This is a genomic window from Massilia agilis (genome assembly GCF_024756255.1).
Taxonomy (GTDB): domain Bacteria; phylum Pseudomonadota; class Gammaproteobacteria; order Burkholderiales; family Burkholderiaceae_D; genus Telluria; species Telluria agilis.
The window spans coordinates 261,787-281,983 of record NZ_JANUHB010000002.1 but is presented as its reverse complement, the minus strand read 5'-3'; the positions used below and the strand labels follow the sequence as shown (position 1 = coordinate 281,983).

General features: G+C 66.9%; 16 protein-coding genes. 10 read left to right on the top strand and 6 right to left on the bottom strand.

Annotation, left to right across the window (positions count from 1 at the left end):
• Positions 1-42: 42 nt before the first annotated feature.
• Together NX774_RS08140 and NX774_RS08135 are read right to left on the bottom strand one after the other, a co-directional pair.
• Positions 43-246: a hypothetical protein gene (locus NX774_RS08140; protein ID WP_258821678.1), complete on the bottom strand. Its 204-nt coding sequence runs from the start codon at positions 244-246 to the stop codon at positions 43-45.
• A gap of 211 nt (positions 247-457) precedes the next feature.
• Positions 458-628, bottom strand: a complete 171-nt coding sequence (locus NX774_RS08135) for a hypothetical protein (RefSeq protein WP_258821677.1) — start codon at positions 626-628, stop codon at positions 458-460.
• A gap of 863 nt (positions 629-1,491) precedes the next feature.
• Between NX774_RS08135 and NX774_RS08130 the strand changes: the two genes are divergently transcribed.
• Positions 1,492-2,013, top strand: coding sequence for a hypothetical protein (locus tag NX774_RS08130; RefSeq protein ID WP_258821676.1), 522 nt, complete (start codon positions 1,492-1,494; stop codon positions 2,011-2,013).
• A 620-nt stretch (positions 2,014-2,633) separates the two neighbouring features.
• On the opposite strand, the gene NX774_RS08125 is transcribed toward NX774_RS08130, so the two are convergent.
• Both NX774_RS08125 and NX774_RS08120 read right to left on the bottom strand, forming a co-directional pair.
• Complete coding sequence (locus tag NX774_RS08125) at positions 2,634-2,915, bottom strand: KTSC domain-containing protein (protein WP_258821675.1); 282 nt, start codon at positions 2,913-2,915, stop codon at positions 2,634-2,636.
• A 2-nt stretch (positions 2,916-2,917) separates the two neighbouring features.
• A complete protein-coding gene (locus NX774_RS08120; protein ID WP_258821674.1) occupies positions 2,918-3,712 on the bottom strand; it encodes a CPBP family intramembrane glutamic endopeptidase in 795 nt (264 codons plus the stop codon).
• A 137-nt stretch (positions 3,713-3,849) separates the two neighbouring features.
• Here NX774_RS08120 and NX774_RS08115 point away from each other — a divergent pair, with 137 nt between their 5' ends.
• The 9 genes from NX774_RS08115 (at position 3,850) to NX774_RS08075 (ending at position 14,654) form a co-directional block, all read left to right on the top strand.
• Positions 3,850-4,644 (top strand): hypothetical protein, encoded by a 795-nt coding sequence (locus NX774_RS08115; RefSeq protein WP_258821673.1) that lies wholly within the window; start codon positions 3,850-3,852, stop codon positions 4,642-4,644.
• Positions 4,645-4,668: 24 nt separating this feature from the next.
• A complete protein-coding gene (locus tag NX774_RS08110) occupies positions 4,669-6,900 on the top strand; it encodes an acylase (protein ID WP_258821672.1) in 2,232 nt (743 codons plus the stop codon).
• Between the two features lie 182 nt (positions 6,901-7,082).
• Positions 7,083-7,643: a thymidine kinase gene (locus tag NX774_RS08105; protein WP_258821671.1), complete on the top strand. Its 561-nt coding sequence runs from the start codon at positions 7,083-7,085 to the stop codon at positions 7,641-7,643.
• Entirely contained in the window at positions 7,640-8,206 is a 567-nt protein-coding gene (locus NX774_RS08100; RefSeq protein ID WP_258821670.1) for a M35 family metalloendopeptidase, read from the top strand. Before NX774_RS08105 ends, NX774_RS08100 begins: the two co-directional genes overlap by 4 nt.
• Positions 8,207-8,348: 142 nt before the next feature.
• Positions 8,349-10,583 carry a carboxy terminal-processing peptidase gene (locus NX774_RS08095; protein WP_258821669.1) on the top strand — a complete coding sequence of 745 codons (2,235 nt, stop codon included), beginning with the start codon at positions 8,349-8,351 and terminating at the stop codon, positions 10,581-10,583.
• A 298-nt stretch (positions 10,584-10,881) separates the two neighbouring features.
• Positions 10,882-11,721: a PEP-CTERM sorting domain-containing protein gene (locus tag NX774_RS08090; RefSeq protein ID WP_258821668.1), complete on the top strand. Its 840-nt coding sequence runs from the start codon at positions 10,882-10,884 to the stop codon at positions 11,719-11,721.
• A 138-nt stretch (positions 11,722-11,859) separates the two neighbouring features.
• Positions 11,860-13,050, top strand: a complete 1,191-nt coding sequence (locus NX774_RS08085; protein ID WP_258821667.1) for an acyl-CoA dehydrogenase family protein — start codon at positions 11,860-11,862, stop codon at positions 13,048-13,050.
• Positions 13,051-13,059: 9 nt separating this feature from the next.
• On the top strand, positions 13,060-14,205 hold the full coding sequence (locus tag NX774_RS08080; RefSeq protein WP_258821666.1) for an acyl-CoA dehydrogenase family protein: 1,146 nt from the start codon (positions 13,060-13,062) through the stop codon (positions 14,203-14,205).
• Entirely contained in the window at positions 14,202-14,654 is a 453-nt protein-coding gene (locus NX774_RS08075; RefSeq protein ID WP_258821665.1) for a MaoC family dehydratase, read from the top strand. Before NX774_RS08080 ends, NX774_RS08075 begins: the two co-directional genes overlap by 4 nt.
• Here the strand turns inward: NX774_RS08075 and NX774_RS08070 are convergent.
• Together NX774_RS08070 and NX774_RS08065 are read right to left on the bottom strand one after the other, a co-directional pair.
• On the bottom strand, positions 14,651-15,571 hold the full coding sequence (locus tag NX774_RS08070; protein WP_258821664.1) for a diguanylate cyclase domain-containing protein: 921 nt from the start codon (positions 15,569-15,571) through the stop codon (positions 14,651-14,653). The two genes, NX774_RS08075 and NX774_RS08070, sit on opposite strands and share 4 nt — an antisense overlap.
• A complete protein-coding gene (locus NX774_RS08065; RefSeq protein WP_258821663.1) occupies positions 15,568-20,019 on the bottom strand; it encodes a PAS domain-containing protein in 4,452 nt (1,483 codons plus the stop codon). The genes NX774_RS08070 and NX774_RS08065 overlap by 4 nt, the downstream gene beginning before the upstream one ends.
• Positions 20,020-20,197: the final 178 nt, after the last annotated feature.

The following is a 20,197-nucleotide window of genomic DNA, read 5'->3' as shown; positions in this document are numbered from 1 at the left end:
TGGTGGCTGCTCCCGATGCGAGAGAAATCAGGTCATTGATGGTTAAGTGGCCCGGGTGTCACCTCCTTTCTTACAGTCCTGCATGGTGTCGAACAGACCCAGCATGGCGGTGGCCTGATGCAGGGTGCCCATCAGTGCTTGTGCCAGCATGTGCAGCGGTAGCGGGCCGTCCAGATGGTGGGCGCGCAGGTAGTCGTGCGGGACTTCGTCCCACAGCGGTCCGGGGAACGGCGGCAGCGGTTCCATCGGGAGCGTGATCTCGAGCTGGCATCAGTCCGCGCTCAGGGCGAACTGGGCCTGGTCGGTTACGGCGAAGTGCAGGTGCGCGACCGCCGCGTAGCGGCGACGGCATTCTCTTCGCGCGGAGTGGCTTTTTTCATGGGTAGTCCTTTTGTTGTATGAGAAACAACGGATGGGCCAGTATGCCGCGGTGCCGGCGGCGCTGCAGCAGCCTGGATCAGCTGGTGAGGTTGACCGGGATCAGCGCGCGGGGCGGCCGTGGACATGGCGGCGGCGGCCACGCTCGGTTGGCGCGCAGTGCGGCGTCCAGGTCGACCACGCCCCGGGTGTGGGTGTCGCGCTCGATGTGGCCGTAGACCCAGCGCGCAGCGAGGCCATGCCGGAGCAAACGAGCGTGCGCGCATGGTCTGCGGGTCGGGCAGCGCCGCCGTGCACCGGCGGCGGTAGCTCCGCCAGCTCAACGTCAGGTCGGCGCGGCGGCGAACTGGTGGCGCAGTCCGTGCGCGGTGAGCCCGAGCATTTTGCGGGCGACCTGCAGCGGGCCCAGCGCGTGTCAGAGCGGGACCGCCCCGCTTCGGGCTCGGGCGCGCTTGGCCAATCAGTCTGCCAGGCAAAAGGGGCGACGAGGTGTACAAGCGCTGGATCAGGATGATGGAGTAGGCGGAGCCTGGGTTTTGGGACGCTGAGACTAGGTTTAGCGCGGCGAGGCTCGCAACGAGAAGATCGGCATCATCGGCGCTGACTGGAGCTAAATGTCCCATCCCTGCATTTGGCACTCGCACCGTCGGCACTTGATCGTGCGTTGACTTGGCCGGTAAAGCACTTGGTTTTATGCGAGCTCAAGGGCAGAAACTGACCGGGCTCATGAGGTGTTGTTTGAGGTGCTAGCGCAAGTATTTGATTTTGAAGCCGCGGAGCGGCCTGCAAAGCCGTTGACGGCTCGTCATGCACCTCATGCGCACACGCATCGATACACCGCCCGCGGTAGATTCGAGTGATCTTTTAGCCGGAACCAGCTGCATCGATGGCTAAGCGCGATTGACTGCTCAAGCAAATACGCTGTGACCGGCACTCATTCCCGCCGCGGCTGGTGATCTTCGACTGACCAATGGAGCGATACGGCGTCTAAGCGGCGTCGCTGTCTACCAGGGGCATCTCGGCCGCGGCGCGCGCAGCTGTGATTGCGGGCAAACGTTGTCTGTCTGTTTTGTGCAAGAATCAGGCGTCTAGTCAACCTTTGAAAGCCACTCGATGACGCTCCTGGCTGTTGCCGCACTGGTCATTATGGTTTTTGCATACTTGAAGAAGTCGCGCCGGCGCGTCAGCGCCGTCAGCGCGCCCCCGGATTACGCCGTGCAGCTATCGGAGTGGGTGGAGCTGGTGAATGTGGCAGGCGAGGCATGGGCCCGGGGCAAGCGGATCAACTGGTTGCCGCCCGAAGCGTTCGGCGACGGCGCCTGCCTCCTTACCGGCGTCATCGACCTAGCCGACGCCGACCCGGCGCTCAAGGCGGTGATCGATCGGGAACTTTCACCTGTCTACTTCGACGCGACCTGCGTGGTGGCACGGATGCTGGTCGCTGCCGGAGGCGACGAACACCTCATCCTGGGTTCGATCGATGACCTTGCCGTGCAAGAGAAACTCGCCGCGCTGTGCGCCGGCGACGAGCTGGCGCAGGCAGTGTGTGTGCAGATTTGCTCCGAGTCGATCAGCCCCGTGATCGCTAAGGACGACCGCGACAAATTCGAGCGGATTTGGCAGCAATATGGCTGACGACGGCAGCGCGTCTGGGCCCCGGTTGTGTCGCCTGAGGTACCACCGTTGCCGATAACAAGCACGCCCATGCAACAAGAACGCCCAATGCTGCGCTATCCCCCCGGTGCTTGCGTCGATGGCCTGGCTGGCGCCGCCGCCGGCGGCGTGCGCCGACCTGACGCTGCAGGCCGGCACCGACCGCGTCGCCGTCCGGTTAGTGCACGGCCACCTGCGCGCCCGCGCAGGGCAGCGCCCGCTGGCGCTCGACCGCTACTTGGCAGACCTGCGGGCCGGCGCCGAGCGCGCCAGGGCGGGCGCAGCGCTGGGGCGCGGGTGCTGGCCCACATGCGGATCCTTTCGATGGCTGGAGTGCCGAACTCGGTGAACTGCGGTCGTGCGGTGCGGTGAAGGTCTGAGCGCGGGACGGCTCGTGTCGGGCAAAGTGGGTCAGGAAATCGTTCCGCAAAACTCAGTACGAAAATCCAATTAAGAGGGAGGAGAGCGGACTAATTAGCGCGCTTTTGCGGAACGAAAAACTGGCCTAAGTCTTTGATTTTTTTAAGTTACGCTGCAGACTTAAAATCCCGTGCCAGCAATGGCGTGCCGGTTCGATCCCGGCTCCGGGCACCAGCTCTCAATCAGCCGTCTTTTTGATCGGGCGGTGTCCCGAACAAATCGTTCAGCGCGTCGAGGCTGCCCTTCGGCCGCACGTTGCTGCGCCGGCCGGCGAACTCTTCCTCGATATTGTCCCGGTAATAGCTCCACGCCGCGCCCGAGGTGGACAGCTTGCGCCACACCTCCTCGCCCACGCCGGAATAATCGATCGCGGTGCCGTCGTCGAGCTCCACGCGCAAGATGCGTTCGCGCCTGTCGTAGCCGATTGCCCGCAGCTTTCCCGCATTGATCCGCTTCATTTCCATCGCTAGCCCTCCAATGCTTGCCGGCCCACCGGCGGCTGCCCGGCCATGCGCGCAACCAGCACGACAGCGGCAAACATCAACAGGTGCGCCGCCATCGAGACAAACGGACCGTTGCCGTTACCATCGACCGACCCCACCTGGTCCATGAACTGCCCGGCAAAGTTCCAGCCCCAGTGCAGCCCGATCGCGGGCCACAGGCTCCTGCTGTAGTAGAGCGCGGCCGCATACGCCAGCCCAAAGCAGAATAGCATCAGCCATTCGACCGGGCCGTTCGACAGCCGGTAAATATGATTCAGCACGTACACCAGCGCCGAGGCAGCGATGAACACGGGGCGCTGCCCGAGCGCCGGCAGCGCGCGCATGAGAAAGCCGCGGGTGACGATATCCTCTGCCACCGAAGGAATGAAGGTGTACGGCAGCATCGCGAGCGCGGCCAGCAGCCACGCCTGCCAATCCTTGTCGGCGGCGAAGCGCACCTCGTACACCCCCAGCGCGCTGCCCGCCGCGAGTGCGCCCAGCTTGACCAGCACCGCCAGCGCAAAGCACGCCGCGAGCAGCGTCGCCCAGCCGGCCGAGCGCTGCATGTACCACGCATCCAGCCCGCGCCACCCCAGCGCCCGCCCGCACAGCCAGGCGACGGGCAGGAACAGCACCATCAGCGTGGCCGCCACCGGCATGCTGTGCAGGATGCGGGCGCCAAGCCCCTCTGGCAGCTGGTAGGCGATGAACAGGACAGCGAAGACGGCGAGCAGCCGTATTGACGACGGTGCGCTCATGGGGTGGGAAGTGGATGGCATGTTGGCGTCATTACAAAAAAGCGCAGCGTAGGCGAAGATGGTCAAGCAGTCAACACGGCCTTTGGCTCGGCCGTCGATTGGTGTAGCATGCTGGGCGGCGCCCGAGCGAGGGCGCAACGCTCTGCCCAGGACAAGAATTGAACATCACCATACATGACGAACTGCGTTCTTTCGTCGACCCGCTGACCGAGATCGAATACGCCGCGCTGGAAAAGAGCCTGCTGGCCGAAGGCTGCCGCGACGCGCTCGTGCTGTGGAACGATGTGCTCATCGACGGCCACAACCGCTACGCCATCTGCCAGAAGCACGGCATCCCCTTCAAGACCGTCCAGAACGACAGTTTCGGCTCCATCGAGGACGTGAAGCTGTGGATGATCGATAACCACCTCGCGCGGCGCAGCGTGTCCGACTTCCAGCGCGGCCTGCTGGCGATCCGAAAAAAACAGATCGTCGCGGCCCGCAAGGCCCAGCGCGCCGCCGAGGCGCCGGAGCAAGGCCAGGACGCCGAGCCTGAGGACACCTCGCCGCCGTGGAACAAGCGTGAAGACATCGCCCGCGCCGTGCGGGTCTCGCCCAACACCATCAGCCAGATCGAACGCATCCAGAAGACCGCCGCGCCGCAGCTGGTCGAGGCGATCCGCCGGGGCGACATCTCGATCAACGCGGCGGCGACCGTCGCCCAGCTGCCGGAGCCGGCACAGGTGGCAGCGGCCGCCGGCGGCCGCAAGCAATTGCAGGAAGCGGCGCGCCAGGTGCGCGAGCAGCGCGCCGCCAGCCGGCCGCGCAAGGAAGGTGACGACGGCGAGCCGGTCGATACGGCCGCGCGCATGCGCGCCGAGATCGCCGCGCTCAAGGACCGCGTGGCGACCCTGCTGACCGAGAACGAAGTACTCAAGCAGCGACTGGCCGCACTGGGCGGCGAGAGCGCATAACAACACCAACGAAAGGGACACCCCATGCTCACCTCCCGCCTCATCGCCACCGCCATTGCCGGTTGCGCTGCGCTCGGCGCCGCGCCGCTGTCGTTTGCCGCCGACACCGCGCCGGCTGTCGTCGCCAGCAAGTCGCCGTACAGCGCCGCCGAGATCGCGCGCTGGAAGAAAACCGCGGGCCGCGTGACGATCATGCGCGACAAATGGGGCATCCCGCACATCTTCGGCAAGACCGATGCGGACGCCGTGTTCGGCATGCTGTACGCGCAGGCGGAGGACGACTTGAACCGCGTCGAGCTCAATTACGTGGGCGCGCTTGGCCGCATGGCCGAGGTGGAAGGCGAAAAGGCGATCTGGAGCGACCTGCGCATGAAGATGTACATCTCGCCCGCCGACCTGAAGGCGCGCTACGCGCAAAGCCCCGAATGGCTGAAGAAGCTGATGAACGGCTTTGCCGATGGCCTGAACTTCTACCTGTACTCGCACCCCGAGGTCAAGCCCAAGCTGCTGACCCGCTTCGAGCCGTGGATGGCGCTCGCGTTCAGCGAAGGCAGCATCGGCGGCGACGTTGAATCGATCGACCTGAAGCAGCTCGAAAGCCTGTACGGCAAGCGCGAGCAAGTGGCGCTGGCCAGCCTGGACAAGGGCTTTGACGAGGAGCCGAAGGGTTCCAACGGCTTTGCCATCGCGCCCAAGCTGTCCGCCAGCGGCCATGCGCTCCTTTTGATCAACCCGCACACCTCGTTCTACTTCCGCCCCGAGATCCACGTGGTGAGCGAAGAGGGCCTGAACGCCTACGGGGCGGTCACCTGGGGCCAGTTCTTCGTGTACCAGGGCTTCAACGACAAGGCCGGCTGGATGCACACCTCCGGCGGCGGCGACGTGATCGATGAATACCTGGAGACGATCGTCGAGAAGGACGGCAAGGTGTTCTACCAATACGACGGCAAGCTGCGGCCGATGAAGGCGGTGCCGGTCACGCTGCCATACAAGACCGCGAGCGGCGGCACGACCAGCAAGACCGTCACGGCCTACTTCACGCATCATGGCCCGGTGGTACGCGCGCAGGACGGCAAGTGGGTCGCGGTGCGCATGATGTTCGAGCCGATGAAGGCGCTCGAGCAGTCCTACCTGCGCACCAAGGCCAAGGACTACAACGCCTTCTACAAGGTCATGCAGCTGCGGACCAACTCATCGAACAATACTGTTTACGCGGACGGCGACGGCAACATCGCCTACTTCCACGGTAACTTCGTGCCCAGGCGCGATCCCAAGTTCGACTGGACCAAACCGGTGGATGGCAGCACCGCCGCCACCGAATGGCACGGCCTGCACGAGGTGAAGGAGACGATCAACCTGTACAATCCGCAGAGCGGGTACGTCATGAACACCAATAACTGGCCGTTCACCGCCGCCGGCGCCAACAGCCCGCGCGAGAAGGACTACCCGGCCTACATGTGGTCGCTGCCGGAGAACGCGCGCGGGATCCATGCGGTGCGCGTGCTCCAGGACGCGAAGGACCTGACCCTGGACGGCCTGATCGCCAAAGCCTACGACAGCTACCTGCCGGCGTTCGAGCCGCTGGTGCCGGCCGTGCTGAAGGACTACGAGGCGCTGCCCGCGAGCGATCCGCGCAAGGCCAAACTGGCGGCGCAGGTCGAGGCGCTGCGCGGCTGGGACCTGCGCTGGTCGGCGCAATCGGTGCCCACCGCCCTGGCCGTGTACTGGGGCCAGGACATGGTGGCGCACGCCGCGCCCCGTTCGCGCGCGCAGGGCGTGCCCGTGGTCGACTTCATCCAGACGAGCCTGAATGCCGACGAGCGCCTTGACGCGCTAATGCGTGCCTCCGACAAGCTGGCCGCGGACTTCGGCAGCTGGCAGACGCCGTGGGGCGAGATCAACCGCTTCCAGCGCCTGTCCGGCGACGTGAACCAGCGCTACGACGACAGCAAGCCGAGCATCCCGGTGCCGTTCACCTCGGCCACCTGGGGCTCGCTGGCGTCGTTCGGCATGACCGCCAAGCAGGACACCAAGCGCATCTACGGCGACCGGGGCAACAGCTTCGTCGCGGTGGTCGAGTTTGGCCCGCGTATCCATGCCAAGAGCGTGCTGGCGGGTGGCGAAAGCGGCGATCCCAAGTCGCCGCACTTCAATGACCAGGGCGAGATGTACAGCCGCGGCCAGTTCAAGGACGTGCTGTTCTACAAGGAAGACATCGAGAAAAATCTCGAGCGCAAGTACCACCCGGGCACGTAACTGCCGTGGTCGCGTAGGGTGGGCACAAGTGCCCACGCGGTGATACGTGCCGCGTGAACACCCGCATGGGCTCAAGAGTCCACCCTACGTCAGCGCACCGCCACGGTCGCCAAACCGCCTTTCTCAGCAACATTTCCCCTTGTTATAATTCTTCGATTGATCGGTCTAGTCGGAGCAGGGCAGTGGCAAAACTCTATTTCAGGTATTCGGCAATGAATGCCGGCAAATCGACCTCCTTGCTGCAGGTAGCGCACAACTACGAGGAGCAGGGGCAGGAGGTCAAGCTCTACACCGCCGCGATCGACGACCGCTATGGGGTTGGCCTGATCACCTCGCGCCTGGGGCCGCAGCGCCAGGTGGACGTGTTCGACGCCAACACCAACTTCCTGGAAAAAACGCCCAAGGTCGGCTGCGTGCTGGTGGACGAGGCCCAGTTCCTTTCCACCGTACAGGTCCAGCAGCTGCACCAGGTGGCGCAGGTGCGCGGCATCCCGGTCATCTGCTACGGGCTGCGCAGCGACTTTCGCGGTGATCCGTTCCCGGGTTCGGCCTACCTGCTCGCGCTGGCTGACGACATCGAGGAAATCAAGAACATCTGCACCTGCGGCAAAAAGGCGACCATGAACGTGCGCGTGGACGCTGAAGGCCGCCGCATCAAGGAAGGCGAGCAGGTCAGCATCGGCGGCAACGAAAGCTACCGCCAGGCCTGCGGGCGCTGCTTCTACACGGGCCTGCACACTTGACAGCCTGGCTCGCGCCCGGCTGCGGCGCGCTTGCGCCCGCGTGGCTGTGCGCGCATGGCGACCTGCTGCTGTACCTGCTGCCCTCAGCCGCGCTGGCCTTCCTGATCTGGATCTTTTCCAGCGCCCATCCGATTTTCTTCATCTTTACCGCCGCCGGCACCCTGTGCCATGAACTGGCCCACTTCGGCGTCGGGCTGCTGGTGGGCGCCGAGCCGTCCAACCTGACCGTGATCCCGCGCCGCGCCGGCCGCAACTGGGAGCTGGGCTCGGTCACCTTCCTGAACCTGCGCTGGTACAACGCCGCCCCGAGCGCGCTGGCTCCGCTCCTGGTGCTGCTGGTGCCGCTGGCGGTCGCGGCCTGGCGCACCGAGCCGGGCTGGCATTTCCAGCCGCTGGACCTGGGCCTGGCCTGGCTGCTGGCGCCGCAGTTCCTGTCGTTCTGGCCGTCGCCGACCGACTGGAAGCTGGCGGCGCGCTCCTGGCCCTACCTGGTGGTGCTGCCGCTGCTCGGGCTGTTGCTCTTCTACTACCGCGCGCCGCTGTTTCAAATTGTAAAAACCTGAAGCGCTGGCTTAGGCGAGCCTTAAGCTCAAGGCACGAAATCGCACAACCCGGCTCTGCGCCACGCGGCTATCCTGTAGAATTGGCCGCAAGCGCCGGTTTCGGCCGGCGACTTCCACCGAATTACGCTCGGAGAGATCAAGAATGAAGAAGCATGTGTTGACGGCAATACTGGCAGTCGCCATGTCGGCCCACGTGGTCACGGCGCAGCCCGAGAAGGTCGCCGTCACCCCGCTCAAGCCGTCGGCCGAGCAGGCGCAGGCCGCGCTCTGGGCTTCGCGCGTGATGGCGCGCTACCACTACAAGGCGCTGCCGCTGGACGACGCCATGTCGGAGAAAATCTTCGACAACTACCTCAAGTGGCTCGACAGCGACAGGCTGTATTTCACCCAGGCCGACCTGAACCAGTTCGCGCCGATGCGCACCAAGCTCGACGACGCGATCAACAACGAAAACCTGACGCTGCCGTTCCAGATCTACAACGTGTACCAGCAGCGCTTCAACGAGCGCATGGCCTACGCGCGCGAGCTCATCAAGGGCAAGTTCGACTTCACGGTTGACGAGTCGATGCAGCTGGATCGCGAAAAGGCCCCCTGGGCCAAGAGCGAGGACGAAGTGCGCGACCTGTGGCGCAAGCGCGTCAAGAACGACTGGCTGCGCCTGAAGCTGGCTGGTAAGGACGACAAGGCGATCCGCGAAACGCTGGATAAGCGCTACGAGAACTACCAGAACCGCCTCAAGAAGCTCAATAGCGAAGACGTGTTCCAGATGTTCATGAACGCGTACGCCACCGCCATCGAGCCGCACACCAACTACCTGGGCCCGCGCTCGGCCGAGAACTTCGACATCGCCATGCGCCTGTCGCTGGAAGGTATTGGCGCGGTGCTGCAATCGCGTGACGACTACACCGTGATCCGCGAGATCGTGCCGGGCGGCCCGGCTGCCATCTCGGGCAAGCTCAAGGTGGGCGACCGCATCGTGGGCGTGGCACAGGGCGAGAAGGGCAGCTTTACCGACGTGCTCGGCTGGCGCATCGACGACGTGGTGCAACTGGTGCGCGGCGAAAAGGATTCGCTGGTGCGGCTGGACGTGATCCCAGCCGACGCCGGCCCGGACGGCAAGCACGTGACCGTCTCCCTGGTGCGCAAGAAGATCAACATGGAAGAGCAGTCGGCCAAGAAGTCGGTCATCAAGGTCAAGGAAGGGGGCGTGGAGCGCCGCATCGGCGTGATCTCGCTGCCGACCTTCTACCTCGACTTCGAGGCGCGCCGCCGCGGCGACAAGGACTTCAAGAGCGCCACCCGCGACGTCCAGCGCATCCTGACCGAGTTCAAGAAGGAAAAAGTGGACAACGTGCTGGTGGACCTGCGCAACAACGGCGGCGGTTCGCTGATCGAAGCGGTGGAGCTCACCGGCCTGTTCATCGACAAGGGCCCCGTGGTGCAGCAGCGCACCGCAGAAGGTCGGGTTGACGTCGAGAGCGACACCAACGCGGGCCTGGCCTGGGACGGCCCGATGGGCGTGCTGATCAACCGTGGCTCGGCCTCGGCGTCGGAGATCTTTGCCGCCGCGATCCAGGACTACGGCCGCGGCATCGTCATTGGCGAGCCGAGCTTCGGCAAGGGCACGGTGCAAACGCTGATCAACCTCGACCGCTTCGCGCCCACCGACAAGGTGCACTACGGCGAGCTGAAGATGACGATTGCGCAGTTCTTCCGCATCAACGGCGGCACCACCCAGCTGCGCGGCGTGACGCCCGACATCAAGTTGCCGGTGACGGCGGACGTGGACAATTTTGGCGAATCGTCCTACGACAACGCGCTGCCGTGGGTGCAGATCAAGCCGGCCAACTTTGCGCCAGCAGGCGACCTGAAGGACCTCGTGGCCCCGCTGCAAAAACGCCATGAGGCGCGCGTGGCCAAGGACAAGGACTTCGTGTACCTGCAGGAAGACATCGCCGAAGCCGTCAAGCTGCGCAAGGACAACCTGATCTCGCTGAACGAGGCGGTGCGCCGCAAGGAACGCGACGCGCAGGAAGCCAAGGCGCGCCAGCGCGATGCCCGCCTGGCCGGCAAGGTGGAGGACGAATCCGCCGGACCGGCCACCAAGGAAGCGCGCAACAGCGGCAAGACGCCGCTGCCGTCCAAGCCGACCAAGACCATGATCGCCAGCCGCGGCCAGGACGACGGCCTGCAGGCCGACGAGCGCAACCTGCAAGCCGAGCTGGCCGCCGAAAAGGCCGCCAAGAACGCCAAGGACGTGCTGCTGCAGGAGGCCGCCCATATCCTGGCCGACGAGTCGGTCATGCTCAAGACGGACACCCGCATGGCCTCGCGCGCGATGCCCTACCTGCCGTCTACGCGGGTGAGCGGAAACTAAGCCGCAGGCCCGCCTGCCGGCACGGTGCAACAGGAAGGCTCTTCGGAGCCTTCTTTTTTTGCCTGTACGTTCGCGCAGGACGCACCGCGAGCGACCTTTCCGACTTGTGTTGTAAATACGATGGATTGTTCATCCGCCATCATCCTTTCCCACTGGAACGTTCTTCCTCTTTTCCGATAGGAAATACCGAGCCCCGTGCTGGCGAGCTCATCCAATTGAAAATTGCCTTTTTTTTAGCTGTGCTACGATCAATCTGCCGTTGTAAAAAACACAAACTTGCACAGTTAAAGGAGCAATCATGTTAATTCGTCAGTTCATCGTGGCGGCGTTGGCGGCAAGCGCGTGTGCCGCACACGCGGACGTCATCCCATCGGCAGGAAGTGCGGGCTCGACTGCGCAGGGCGGCTTCCTGTCGAGCTGGACCGGAGCCAATGGCGCCAACATCCTCAGCTCGGGCGTCCTGTCCGGCAATGTCAGCCTGATCGGCGGCATCTCGTACGATGCCGCCTCAAAGGCGAGCGCCAGCCAGGGCACGGCAACCCTGGCGGACGTCCTGTACGGCAAGGCGAGCGCCAGCATCGGGCAAAATGCGGACGGCCAGACCAAGCTCTACTACCAGCAGGGTATTGACGGCATGTACCTGGTCGGTGCGGGACACGGCATCCTGGCCGCCATGCTCGGGCCGGGCGTGTCCGTCGTGGGCTCCAGCGACGGGGTGATCATCAGTAATGCCAAGGCCGGCGGTGGCGCGGCCGTCGGCTCGGGTGGTGGTGGTGGTGGTGGTGGATCGACTGGCGGCGGTACGGGCGGTGGTGGCTCGGGCGCAGGCGGCTCCGGCGGGGCAAGCTCGGGCGCAGGCGGAGGTGGCGGCGGCCAGGGCGGTGTCGCTGGCAACGGCGGCACCACTGGCGGCTCGCCTGGCGCAACGGTGGACCACTCGGCTGGTGGCGGGATCACCGTGACCCTGCCGGTCCCGGCCCAGGTTCCCCCGGTCGCCGACGTGCCGCCTCCGTTTGGCGGCAACCCGCAGGGTGACGACGGCGGCCAGGTCGCCGAGGTGCCGGAACCGTCGAGCATTGCGCTGGTGTTCGCCGGCCTGCTCGGCGCTGGCGGTCTGGCTCGCCGCCGCAAGCGTTGAACGGCTGACGACAGACGGATGGGCGCACGCCGCGCCCATCCATTCTGCCTGCCGGATTGATATCCGCGCATCATTTTCAGGTACAATCCCTTGTGAACGACCGTGCTTTTTTAGGGGCGGCGATAACAAGGAGACATCATGGACCTGGACTACACGGAAGAGGACCTCGCGTTTCGCGACCAGGTCCGCGCCTTCCTCGCTGAACATCTTCCCGCCGACCTGCAGCACAAAGTGCGCAGCCATTTGCGTCTGTCCAGGGACGACATCGTCCGCTGGCACAAGATCCTTTACAAACAAGGATGGGTCGCGCCGGGCTGGCCGCGCGAATACGGCGGACCGGGCTGGACCCCGGTGCAGCGCCACATCTTTGAAGAGGAGTGCGCCGCCGCCGGCACCCCGCCGGTGATGCCGTTCGGCGTGAACATGGTCGCGCCGGTGATCATGGCGTTCGGCTCGCAGGCGCAGAAGGACTACTACCTGCCGCGCATCCTGTCGTGCGAGGACTGGTGGTGCCAGGGTTATTCCGAGCCCGGCTCCGGTTCCGATCTTGCCTCGCTCAAGACCAGCGCGGTGCGCGACGGCGACCACTACATCGTCAACGGCCAGAAGACCTGGACCACGCTGGCCCAGCACGCCGACATGATTTTCTGCCTGGTGCGTACCGACCCCAATGTGCGCAAGCAGGAGGGGATCTCGTTCCTGCTGATCGACATGCGCTCGCCCGGTGTCACGGTGCGCCCGATCATCATGCTCGACGAAGACCACGAGGTGAACGAAGTCTTCTTCGACAACGTCCGCGTCCCGGTGGCTAACCTGGTCGGCCAGGAGAACAAGGGCTGGACCTACGCCAAATACCTGCTCGGCCACGAGCGTACCGGCATCGCCGCCGTTGGCCGCTCCAAGCGCGAGCTGGCCTTCCTCAAGCGCCTGGCCGCGCGCGAACAGAAGAACGGCAGGCCGCTGATCGAGGACCCGCTGTTCGCCGCCAAGCTGGCCGCGCTCGAGATCGAGCTGATGGCGCTCGAGATGACCGTGCTGCGCGTGCTCGCCAAGGCCGACCGCGCGCCCGGCCCCGAAGCATCGGTGCTCAAGGTGCGCGGCACCGACATCCAGCAGATGCTGACCGAGCTGATGGTCGAGGCGGCCGGCCCGATGGCGCTGCCGTTCGATCCGGACTACCTCGAAGGCGAGGCGGCGCAGAGTTTGGCCGGCGACGACGAGGCTGCGCCGCTCGCGTCCTATTACTTCAACTACCGCAAGACTTCGATCTACGGTGGTTCGAACGAGATTCAACGCAACATCATCTCCCAGATGATCCTGGGGCTGTGAGGGAATAACATGGACTTCGACTTCAAGGAAGAACAGCTCCAGTTTGCCGACGCGCTCAAGCGTTGGATCGGCCGCGACTACGGCTTCGAGGCGCGCGGCGCCATCGTGCAATCGGAGCACGGCACGTCCGACGCCGCATGGAGCACGCTGGCCGAGCTGGGCATGACGGCACTGCCGGTGCCGGTCGCGCAGGGCGGCTTTGACGGCAGCGCGGTGGACATGTTCGTGGTGATGCGCGAACTCGGCCGCGGCCTGGTGGTGGAGCCGTATTTTGCGACCGTGCTCGGCGCGCAGTTCCTCAAGCTCGGCGGGGGCCACGAGGCGCTGCTCGAGCGGGTTGCCGCCGGCGAGCTGAAGCTGGCCTGCGCGCTGGGCGAGCGCCAGTCGCGCCACGACATGGCCGACATCGCGACCACCGCAAGGCGCGAGGGCGACGGCTACGTGATCGACGGCGAGAAGAAGGTCGTGATCCACGGCGCGCACGCCGGCGTGCTGGTTGTCTCCGCCCGCACCGGTGGGGGAGAGCGCGACCACGACGGCATTTCATTGTTCGTGGTGCCGGCCGATGCGCCGGGCGTGCAGGTCACGGGTTACCGTACGCTGGACGGCCTGCGCGCCGCCGACGTGCGCTTGAGCGGGGTGACGCTGGGCGCGCACGCGCTGCTCGGCGCCGTTGGCCAGGGATGGGACATCCTTGACGCGGCGCTCGATTACGGCGCCGGCCTGCTGTGCGCCGAGGCGCTTGGCGCGATGGAAGCGCTGTTCGACGCCACGCTTGACTACCTCAAGACGCGCCAGCAGTTCGGCGTCCCGATCGGCAAATTCCAGGCGCTGCAGCACCGCATGGCCGACATGTTCATACACCTGGAGCAGGCCCGCTCGATGGCGCTGCTGGCCGCGGTCAAGCTGGACGCGCCGGACGCGATCGAGCGTCGCCGCGCCGTCTCCGCCGCCAAATACCGTATCGGGCAGGCTGCGCGCTTCGTCGGCCAGCAGGCGGTGCAGCTGCATGGCGGCATGGGCGTGACCGACGAACTGCCGGCCTCGCACTACTTCAAGCGGCTGTCGATGATCGAGCTCACGCTCGGCGACGCCGACCACCACCTGGCGCGCTTCATCGCGCAGCCGGGCTTTGCGCAAGGGGCCGCGGCATGAGCAAACACTGGTATTTCGAGGACTTTTATCCCGGCCAGGAGATCGACCTGGGCAAGCGCACCGTGTCCGAGGAGGAGATCATCGCGTTCGCGCGCCAGTTCGACCCGCAGCCCTTCCACATCGACCGCGAGGCCGCCGCGCACTCCATCTACGGCGGCGTGATCGCCAGCGGCTGGCACACCTGCAGCATGATGATGCGCATGGTGGTCGATGGGCTGATGTGCAGCGCGTCGAGCATGGGCTCGCCGGGACTGGACGGCGTGCGCTGGCTCCAGCCGGTGCGCGCGGGCGACACGCTGGCCGTGCGCTACCTGACCGTCAAGGTCAAGCCGTCGAACTCCCGGCCGGACCGCGGGGTGGTCTGGTCGAAGTGGGTCGCCACCAACCAGCGCGGCGAGGAGGTCTGCATCATCGAGGGCATGGGCATGTTCGGGCGACGCCCGGCTTAATCGGCGCCCGTCCGGTAGCAGTTGCGGCCGGCCGCCTTGGCGTCGTACAGCCCGGCGTCGGCCGCCTGCACCAGTTCCATCGCCGAGCTGTGCTGGCCTGGCACCACGCTGGCGATGCCCATGCTGACCGTCAGGCGGCCCGGCATGGGTGCGGCTTCGTGCGGGATCGCCATCGCTTCCAGTTCGGCCAGCAGCTTGAGCGCCACCCGCTCCGCGCCCTGCGCGCTCACCTGGGGCAGCAGCACCGCGAATTCTTCCCCGCCGTAGCGCGCCACCAGGTCCTGCGGGCGGCCGGCCGCAAGACGCATCGCCTTCGCGGCCAGTTTCAGGCTGGCGTCGCCGGCCTGGTGGCCGTAGTGGTCGTTGTACAGCTTGAAATGGTCGATATCCACCAGGATCAGCGACATCGGCTGGCGCGCGCGGGCGCAGCGCCGCCATTCGGTATCCAGCCGCTCGTCGAATGCGCGGCGGTTGGCCACCCCTGTCAGGCCGTCGGTCAGCGACAGCGCGCGCAGCGCGTCGGCCTGGCGCTTGACGGTGAGCTGGGTGCGCACGCGGGCGCGCACCACGGCCGCGTTGACCGGCTTGGTGATGAAATCGGCCGCGCCGGCCGCCAGCGCCCGCGTTTCGTCCTCCGGGCTCTTGAGCGCGGTGATGAAGATGACCGGGATGTCGCGCGTCTCGGCCGCCTGGCGCAGCTCGGCGCACACGGCGTAGCCATCCTTCCCGGGCATCATCGCATCGAGCAGGATCAGGTCGGGAAGCTGGGCGCGCGCGATCTCGAGCGCCTTTTCGCCCGACAGCGCGAACAGCACCTCGTGCTCGTCCTGCAGCGCGCCGTACAGGATCTGGACGTTTTCCATCGCGTCGTCCACCACCAGGATGCGCCCGTTCACCGCCAAGTCGGTCCAGCTCATGCTTGTATCTTCCCGTTCAATATATCCTGGAGCAGCGCCGCCGCGACGTCGAAACGCAGGGTGCCGATGGCGTCGGCGAGCGCGTCGCCGGACTTGGCATCGAGCAGGCCCGCCAGCGCCGGACGCAGCGCATCGAACTGCGCCATCGCCTTCAGGTTGTTATTGTGTAGCAGATCGAGCAGTCCGATCAAATCCTCGCGCTGGGCGCACGTGCCCGCCGCGACACCCGGCTCGGCGCCATCGCCCGCGGCGTCGATCTCGCGCGAGGCGTCCAGCACGATCGACAGCGCGGCGTCCAGGCGCGCCAGGCGCAGTGCGAGTGCGGCCTCGTCGGCGCTGCGCAGCGCCTGTTCGAAGTCGAGCGCCAGCGCCGCCACCTCGTTGGCGCCGAGGTTGGCCGCCACGCCGCGCAGGCGGTGCACCAGCTGCTGCGCGCCCTTGCGGTCGCCGCTGCGCAGCAGTTCGCGCACCTCGTCCAGGGTGCGCCCCTGCGAGCTCTCGAAGCGGCGGAACACGGCCGCGAAGTTCGCAAACGCGCCGCCGAAGCGCGGCAGCGTGGCCTTCAGGTCGATGCCGGGGATGCTCGGCGGGGCAGGCCAGGCCCCCGGCGCCGCCGCCTCCGCCGCGCCGCCGGCCGCGCGCCCGGCCACCGCCAGCAGCGTATCGACCAGCACGTCCACCTCGATCGGCTTGGCCAGGTGCGCGTCCATGCCCGCCGCCAGCGCGCGGCGGCGGTCTTCTTCCATCGCGTTGGCGGTCATGGCGATGATCGGCAGCCGGCCCAGTCCCATCGCGCGGATCGCGGCGGTCGCCTCGTAGCCGTTCATGACCGGCATCTGCAGGTCCATCAGCACCGCATCGTACTGCACGCTGCGCTCGGACAGCATCGACAGCGCCATCTGGCCGTTTTCCGCGATGTCCACCGAGGCGCCCGCGTGCACCAGCGCGTAGTTCGCCACTTCCTGGTTGATCACGTTGTCCTCGACCAGCAGCACGCGCAGGCCGGCCAGGCGTCCCGCGAGCGGGATCGGGCGCGCCGGGGCGGGCGCGGCGCCGCTGCACAGCTCCGCCACGGTCTCGAGCAGCGCGCGCCGGGTGAACGGCTTGGCCAGCAGCGCGTCCACGTGCAGGTCGTCCGCCAGCGCGGCCAGGCGCTCTCGCTCGGGGTCGGCCGCCGCCAGCGCGCAGCGCGGCAGCCGGATCGACTGGTCCGAGCGGGCGTAGGCCAGCACGCTGGCGCCGTCCAGGTCGGGCATGGCGCTGTCGAGGAAGGCCAGGTCGTAGCGGCGCCCGGCGCGCAGCAGGGCCAGCGCCGCGGCGCCGCCGTCCGCGCGGTCCACCTGCCAGCCGAACGCCTCGCAGGCACCGGCCAGCGCCGCCAGCGCGCTCGGGTTGTCGTCCGCCACCAGCACCGCCAGGGCGGGGTCGGGGCAGGGCAGCGCCGGCGCGTGCGGCGCGAGCGGGAAGGCGAGCTCGAAACTGAAGGTGGCACCAAGGCCCGGCGCGCTGTCCACGCGCAGCTGGCCGCCCATCAGTTCCACCAGGCGGCGGCAGATCGCCAGGCCCAGGCCGGCGCCGCCGTACTTGCGGCTGATCGAGCTGTCGGCCTGCGAGAACGCCTCGAACATGCGCTCCTGCTGGTCGGGCGCGATGCCGATGCCGGTGTCGCGCACCGAAAACGCGAGCCGCGCCGTGCCCGCGTCAAAGCCGGCGGCGCGCACCGTGAGCACCACTTCGCCCTTGTCGGTGAACTTGATCGCATTGGCGGCCAGGTTCAGCAACACCTGGCCCAGCCGCACCTGGTCGCCCACCAGCGAGCGCGGCACGGCGCTGTCCACGTCGAACACCGGCTCGACCCCCTTGGCCCAGGCGTTGGACGCGGCCACTGCCGCCACCGTGGCCAGCACGTCGTCCAGCAGGAACGGCTGGTGTTCGAGCACCAGCTGGCCCGCTTCGACCTTGGAAAAATCGAGCACGTCCGACAGCATGCCCAGCAGCGACTTGGCCGCCAGCTGCATGCGCTCGACGTAGCCGCGCTCGCGCCGGCCCAGCGGCGCTTCCTCCAGCAGCCGCGCCAGGCCCATGATCGCGTTCATCGGGGTGCGGATCTCATGGCTCATGTTGGCCAGGAACTGGCCCTTGGCGCTGCTGGCATGCTCGGCCTCGTGCAGCGCCTGCACCAGCCGGCCCTGGGTGCGCTTCAGTTCGGTCACGTCGGTGTACAGCACGTAGAAGCCGCGCACCGTGCCGTGCTCGTCGAAGTCGGGAATGTAGTTGCCCCACGCGTGCACCAGTTCGCCCGAGCGCATCTGCAACTGGCGCTCGAAGCTTTGCGCCCGGCCCGCCAGCACCGCATGGATATGCTCGTTCACCTGCTCCAGCTGGTCGACCGCGATCAGGGCCTGCACGCGCTCGCCGAACACCTGTTCTTCGCTGCGTCCCAGCCATTGCAGGTAGGGCCGGTTGGCGAACCGGCAGCGCAGGTCGGCGTCCCAGTAGCCGACCATGCCGGGCAGGTGGTCGGTGACGGTGCGGATGAAGCGCTCGTTGCGCGCCAGCCGTTCGCTGGTGGCGCGCAGCGCCGTCTCGGCCGCCACGCGCGAGCTGATGTCGCGCATCGTCCCCTGCATCATGCCCTTGCCGCCGATGTCCACGCTGGTGAGCACCACGTCGGCGTGGAAGGTGCTGCCGTCGCGCCGCCGGTACTGCCACTCGAAATGCGCGCCGCCGGTGTCCATCACCTGCCGCATGTACTGGCGCATCAGCTCTTCCGAACCGCGGCCGTCCGGCTGGCATGGCGGCGACACGCTCGCCGGCGACAGCGACAGCAGTTCGTCGATCTCGTCGAAGCCGAACAGGGCGGCGGCGGCGCGGTTGGCGCTGACGAAGCCCGCGCCGTAAGCGAGCAGCGTGTGGGCGTCGCCCGAGCCTTCGTACAGCGCGCGGAACAGCTCTTCGTTGTCGCGATTGCGCTGCTCCTGCAGCTTGCGTTCGGTGATGTCCAGCACCACGGCGTTGATGCCGACGATTTCGCGGTCCGGGCCGAACACCGGGTAGTAGCTGGCCAGCCAGTGCCGCATCACGCCGGGCGCCGCCGGCACCCCGCCCACGCTCTCCAGGTCCACCATCGGCCGGCCCGATTCCAGCACGCGCCGGTAGTCCAGCTCGAACTGTTCGCCGACCGGTCCCAGCACCTCGGGCAGCGTGCGGCCGATGTGCTCGGAGGCCGGGACCGCGTTGATCGCGGCAAGGTAGTCGTTGATCATCACGAAGCGCAGCTCGCGGTCCATGAAGCACAGGCCCACGGGCGCCGACGCGTACACGGTTTCGAGCAGGGCGGTGGAGCGTTCCAGTTCGGCGGTGCGCTCATTGACCAGCGTGGCCAGCCCGCGCCGGTAGCGCGCCAGCTTGCGGTCCACCTGGCGCAGCGCGTCGGCCACCGCGTCGGCCTCGGCGATCGCCATCTTGGGGATCACCACCGCCTCGCCGCGCCCGAGCGCCTGCGCCGGCCCGATCAGTGCACGCACCGAGCGCGCGATCGAGCCGCCGATCAGCCATGCCAGCCCCAGGCTCACCGCCAGCAGCGCCGCCACGCCGGTCAGGATCGCGCCGTGCGGGTGCCCCAGCATCTGCGGCGCGGCGTCGCGCGGCACGGTCACTGCCACCGTCCAGCGGTGCTCGCGCGAGCGGGCGAACGCAGCGAATTCGGCGTCCGCGTCCTTGCCGAGCGCTGCGATGCCGATGTCGCGGCGCGCCAGTGCCTGCGCCACCGCGGCCGGCAACGGCGTGCCCTGGGTCGCGGTCAGGTCGGCGTTGCTCGCCACCAGCCGCTGCTGGTTGTCGAACACCTGGGCCATCCACTGGTCCGGCAGGTGCTGGCTGGCCAGCAGGTCGGCCACCGGCTTGGGCCGCATCTGCACCGACAGCGCGTACACCACCTTGCCTTCGCGCCAGACCGGTACGATGATCGACAGCACCTGGGTCGGGTCCGGGCCGGGCGTACGCAACCCGGTTGCGACCGATTCGCCGGTGGCGAATACGCGCTTGACTTCGGCCCGCGCGCCGCCCGGCGGAATTTCGCTGCCGTAGGCAAAGCGCGTGTTGAGGATTTCGCGTCCTTCGGCGTCCGCCAGCGCAATCGCGTGCGCCGGGAATTCCGGGCGCAGCAGGTTGCGCGCGTTGGCGTGGAATTCGGCCAGCCGGCCGTGCGCGAGCAGCCAGGAATTGGCCAGCACGCGTGCCGCCGTCTCGCTGCTGGCGAGCTCGCGGTCCACTGCCGCCACCAGCGCCTGCGCCACCGTCTGCGCATCCTGCGCCACGTGCTCGCGCTCGCGCCGCCCGGCGTCGCGCGCAAACGCGACATAGCCAATCAGGATGGGCAGGGCGCACGCAAGGATGAGCGTGAACAGCTTCGACCGGATCGAAGGAAGACGTTGGCGACGGAACAACAAGGAAAACCTCGGGGATGCGCACAGCAAGGCGGGTTGCCCGATGGTAACAAACTGCCGCTTTACCGCCTAGCGCGGGGCCGTTCCCGCGCGGCGGGCGTGGATACGGCACAACAGAGTGTGACATCTGGCGCGGGCAAGGCGGATTTTCTGCACAACAGGTATTGCCGGGTGAAAA

Coding starts and splice junctions, on each gene's coding strand:
- NX774_RS08120 (WP_258821674.1), bottom strand. CDS start 3,712: ATGCCATCCACTTCCCACCCCATGAGCGCACCGTCGTCAATACGGCTG.
- NX774_RS08130 (WP_258821676.1), top strand. CDS start 1,492: ATGACGCTCCTGGCTGTTGCCGCACTGGTCATTATGGTTTTTGCATAC.
- NX774_RS08070 (WP_258821664.1), bottom strand. CDS start 15,571: ATGAGCTGGACCGACTTGGCGGTGAACGGGCGCATCCTGGTGGTGGAC.
- NX774_RS08080 (WP_258821666.1), top strand. CDS start 13,060: ATGGACTTCGACTTCAAGGAAGAACAGCTCCAGTTTGCCGACGCGCTC.
- NX774_RS08095 (WP_258821669.1), top strand. CDS start 8,349: ATGAAGAAGCATGTGTTGACGGCAATACTGGCAGTCGCCATGTCGGCC.
- NX774_RS08125 (WP_258821675.1), bottom strand. CDS start 2,915: ATGGAAATGAAGCGGATCAATGCGGGAAAGCTGCGGGCAATCGGCTAC.
- NX774_RS08110 (WP_258821672.1), top strand. CDS start 4,669: ATGCTCACCTCCCGCCTCATCGCCACCGCCATTGCCGGTTGCGCTGCG.
- NX774_RS08140 (WP_258821678.1), bottom strand. CDS start 246: ATGGAACCGCTGCCGCCGTTCCCCGGACCGCTGTGGGACGAAGTCCCG.
- NX774_RS08085 (WP_258821667.1), top strand. CDS start 11,860: ATGGACCTGGACTACACGGAAGAGGACCTCGCGTTTCGCGACCAGGTC.
- NX774_RS08075 (WP_258821665.1), top strand. CDS start 14,202: ATGAGCAAACACTGGTATTTCGAGGACTTTTATCCCGGCCAGGAGATC.
- NX774_RS08090 (WP_258821668.1), top strand. CDS start 10,882: ATGTTAATTCGTCAGTTCATCGTGGCGGCGTTGGCGGCAAGCGCGTGT.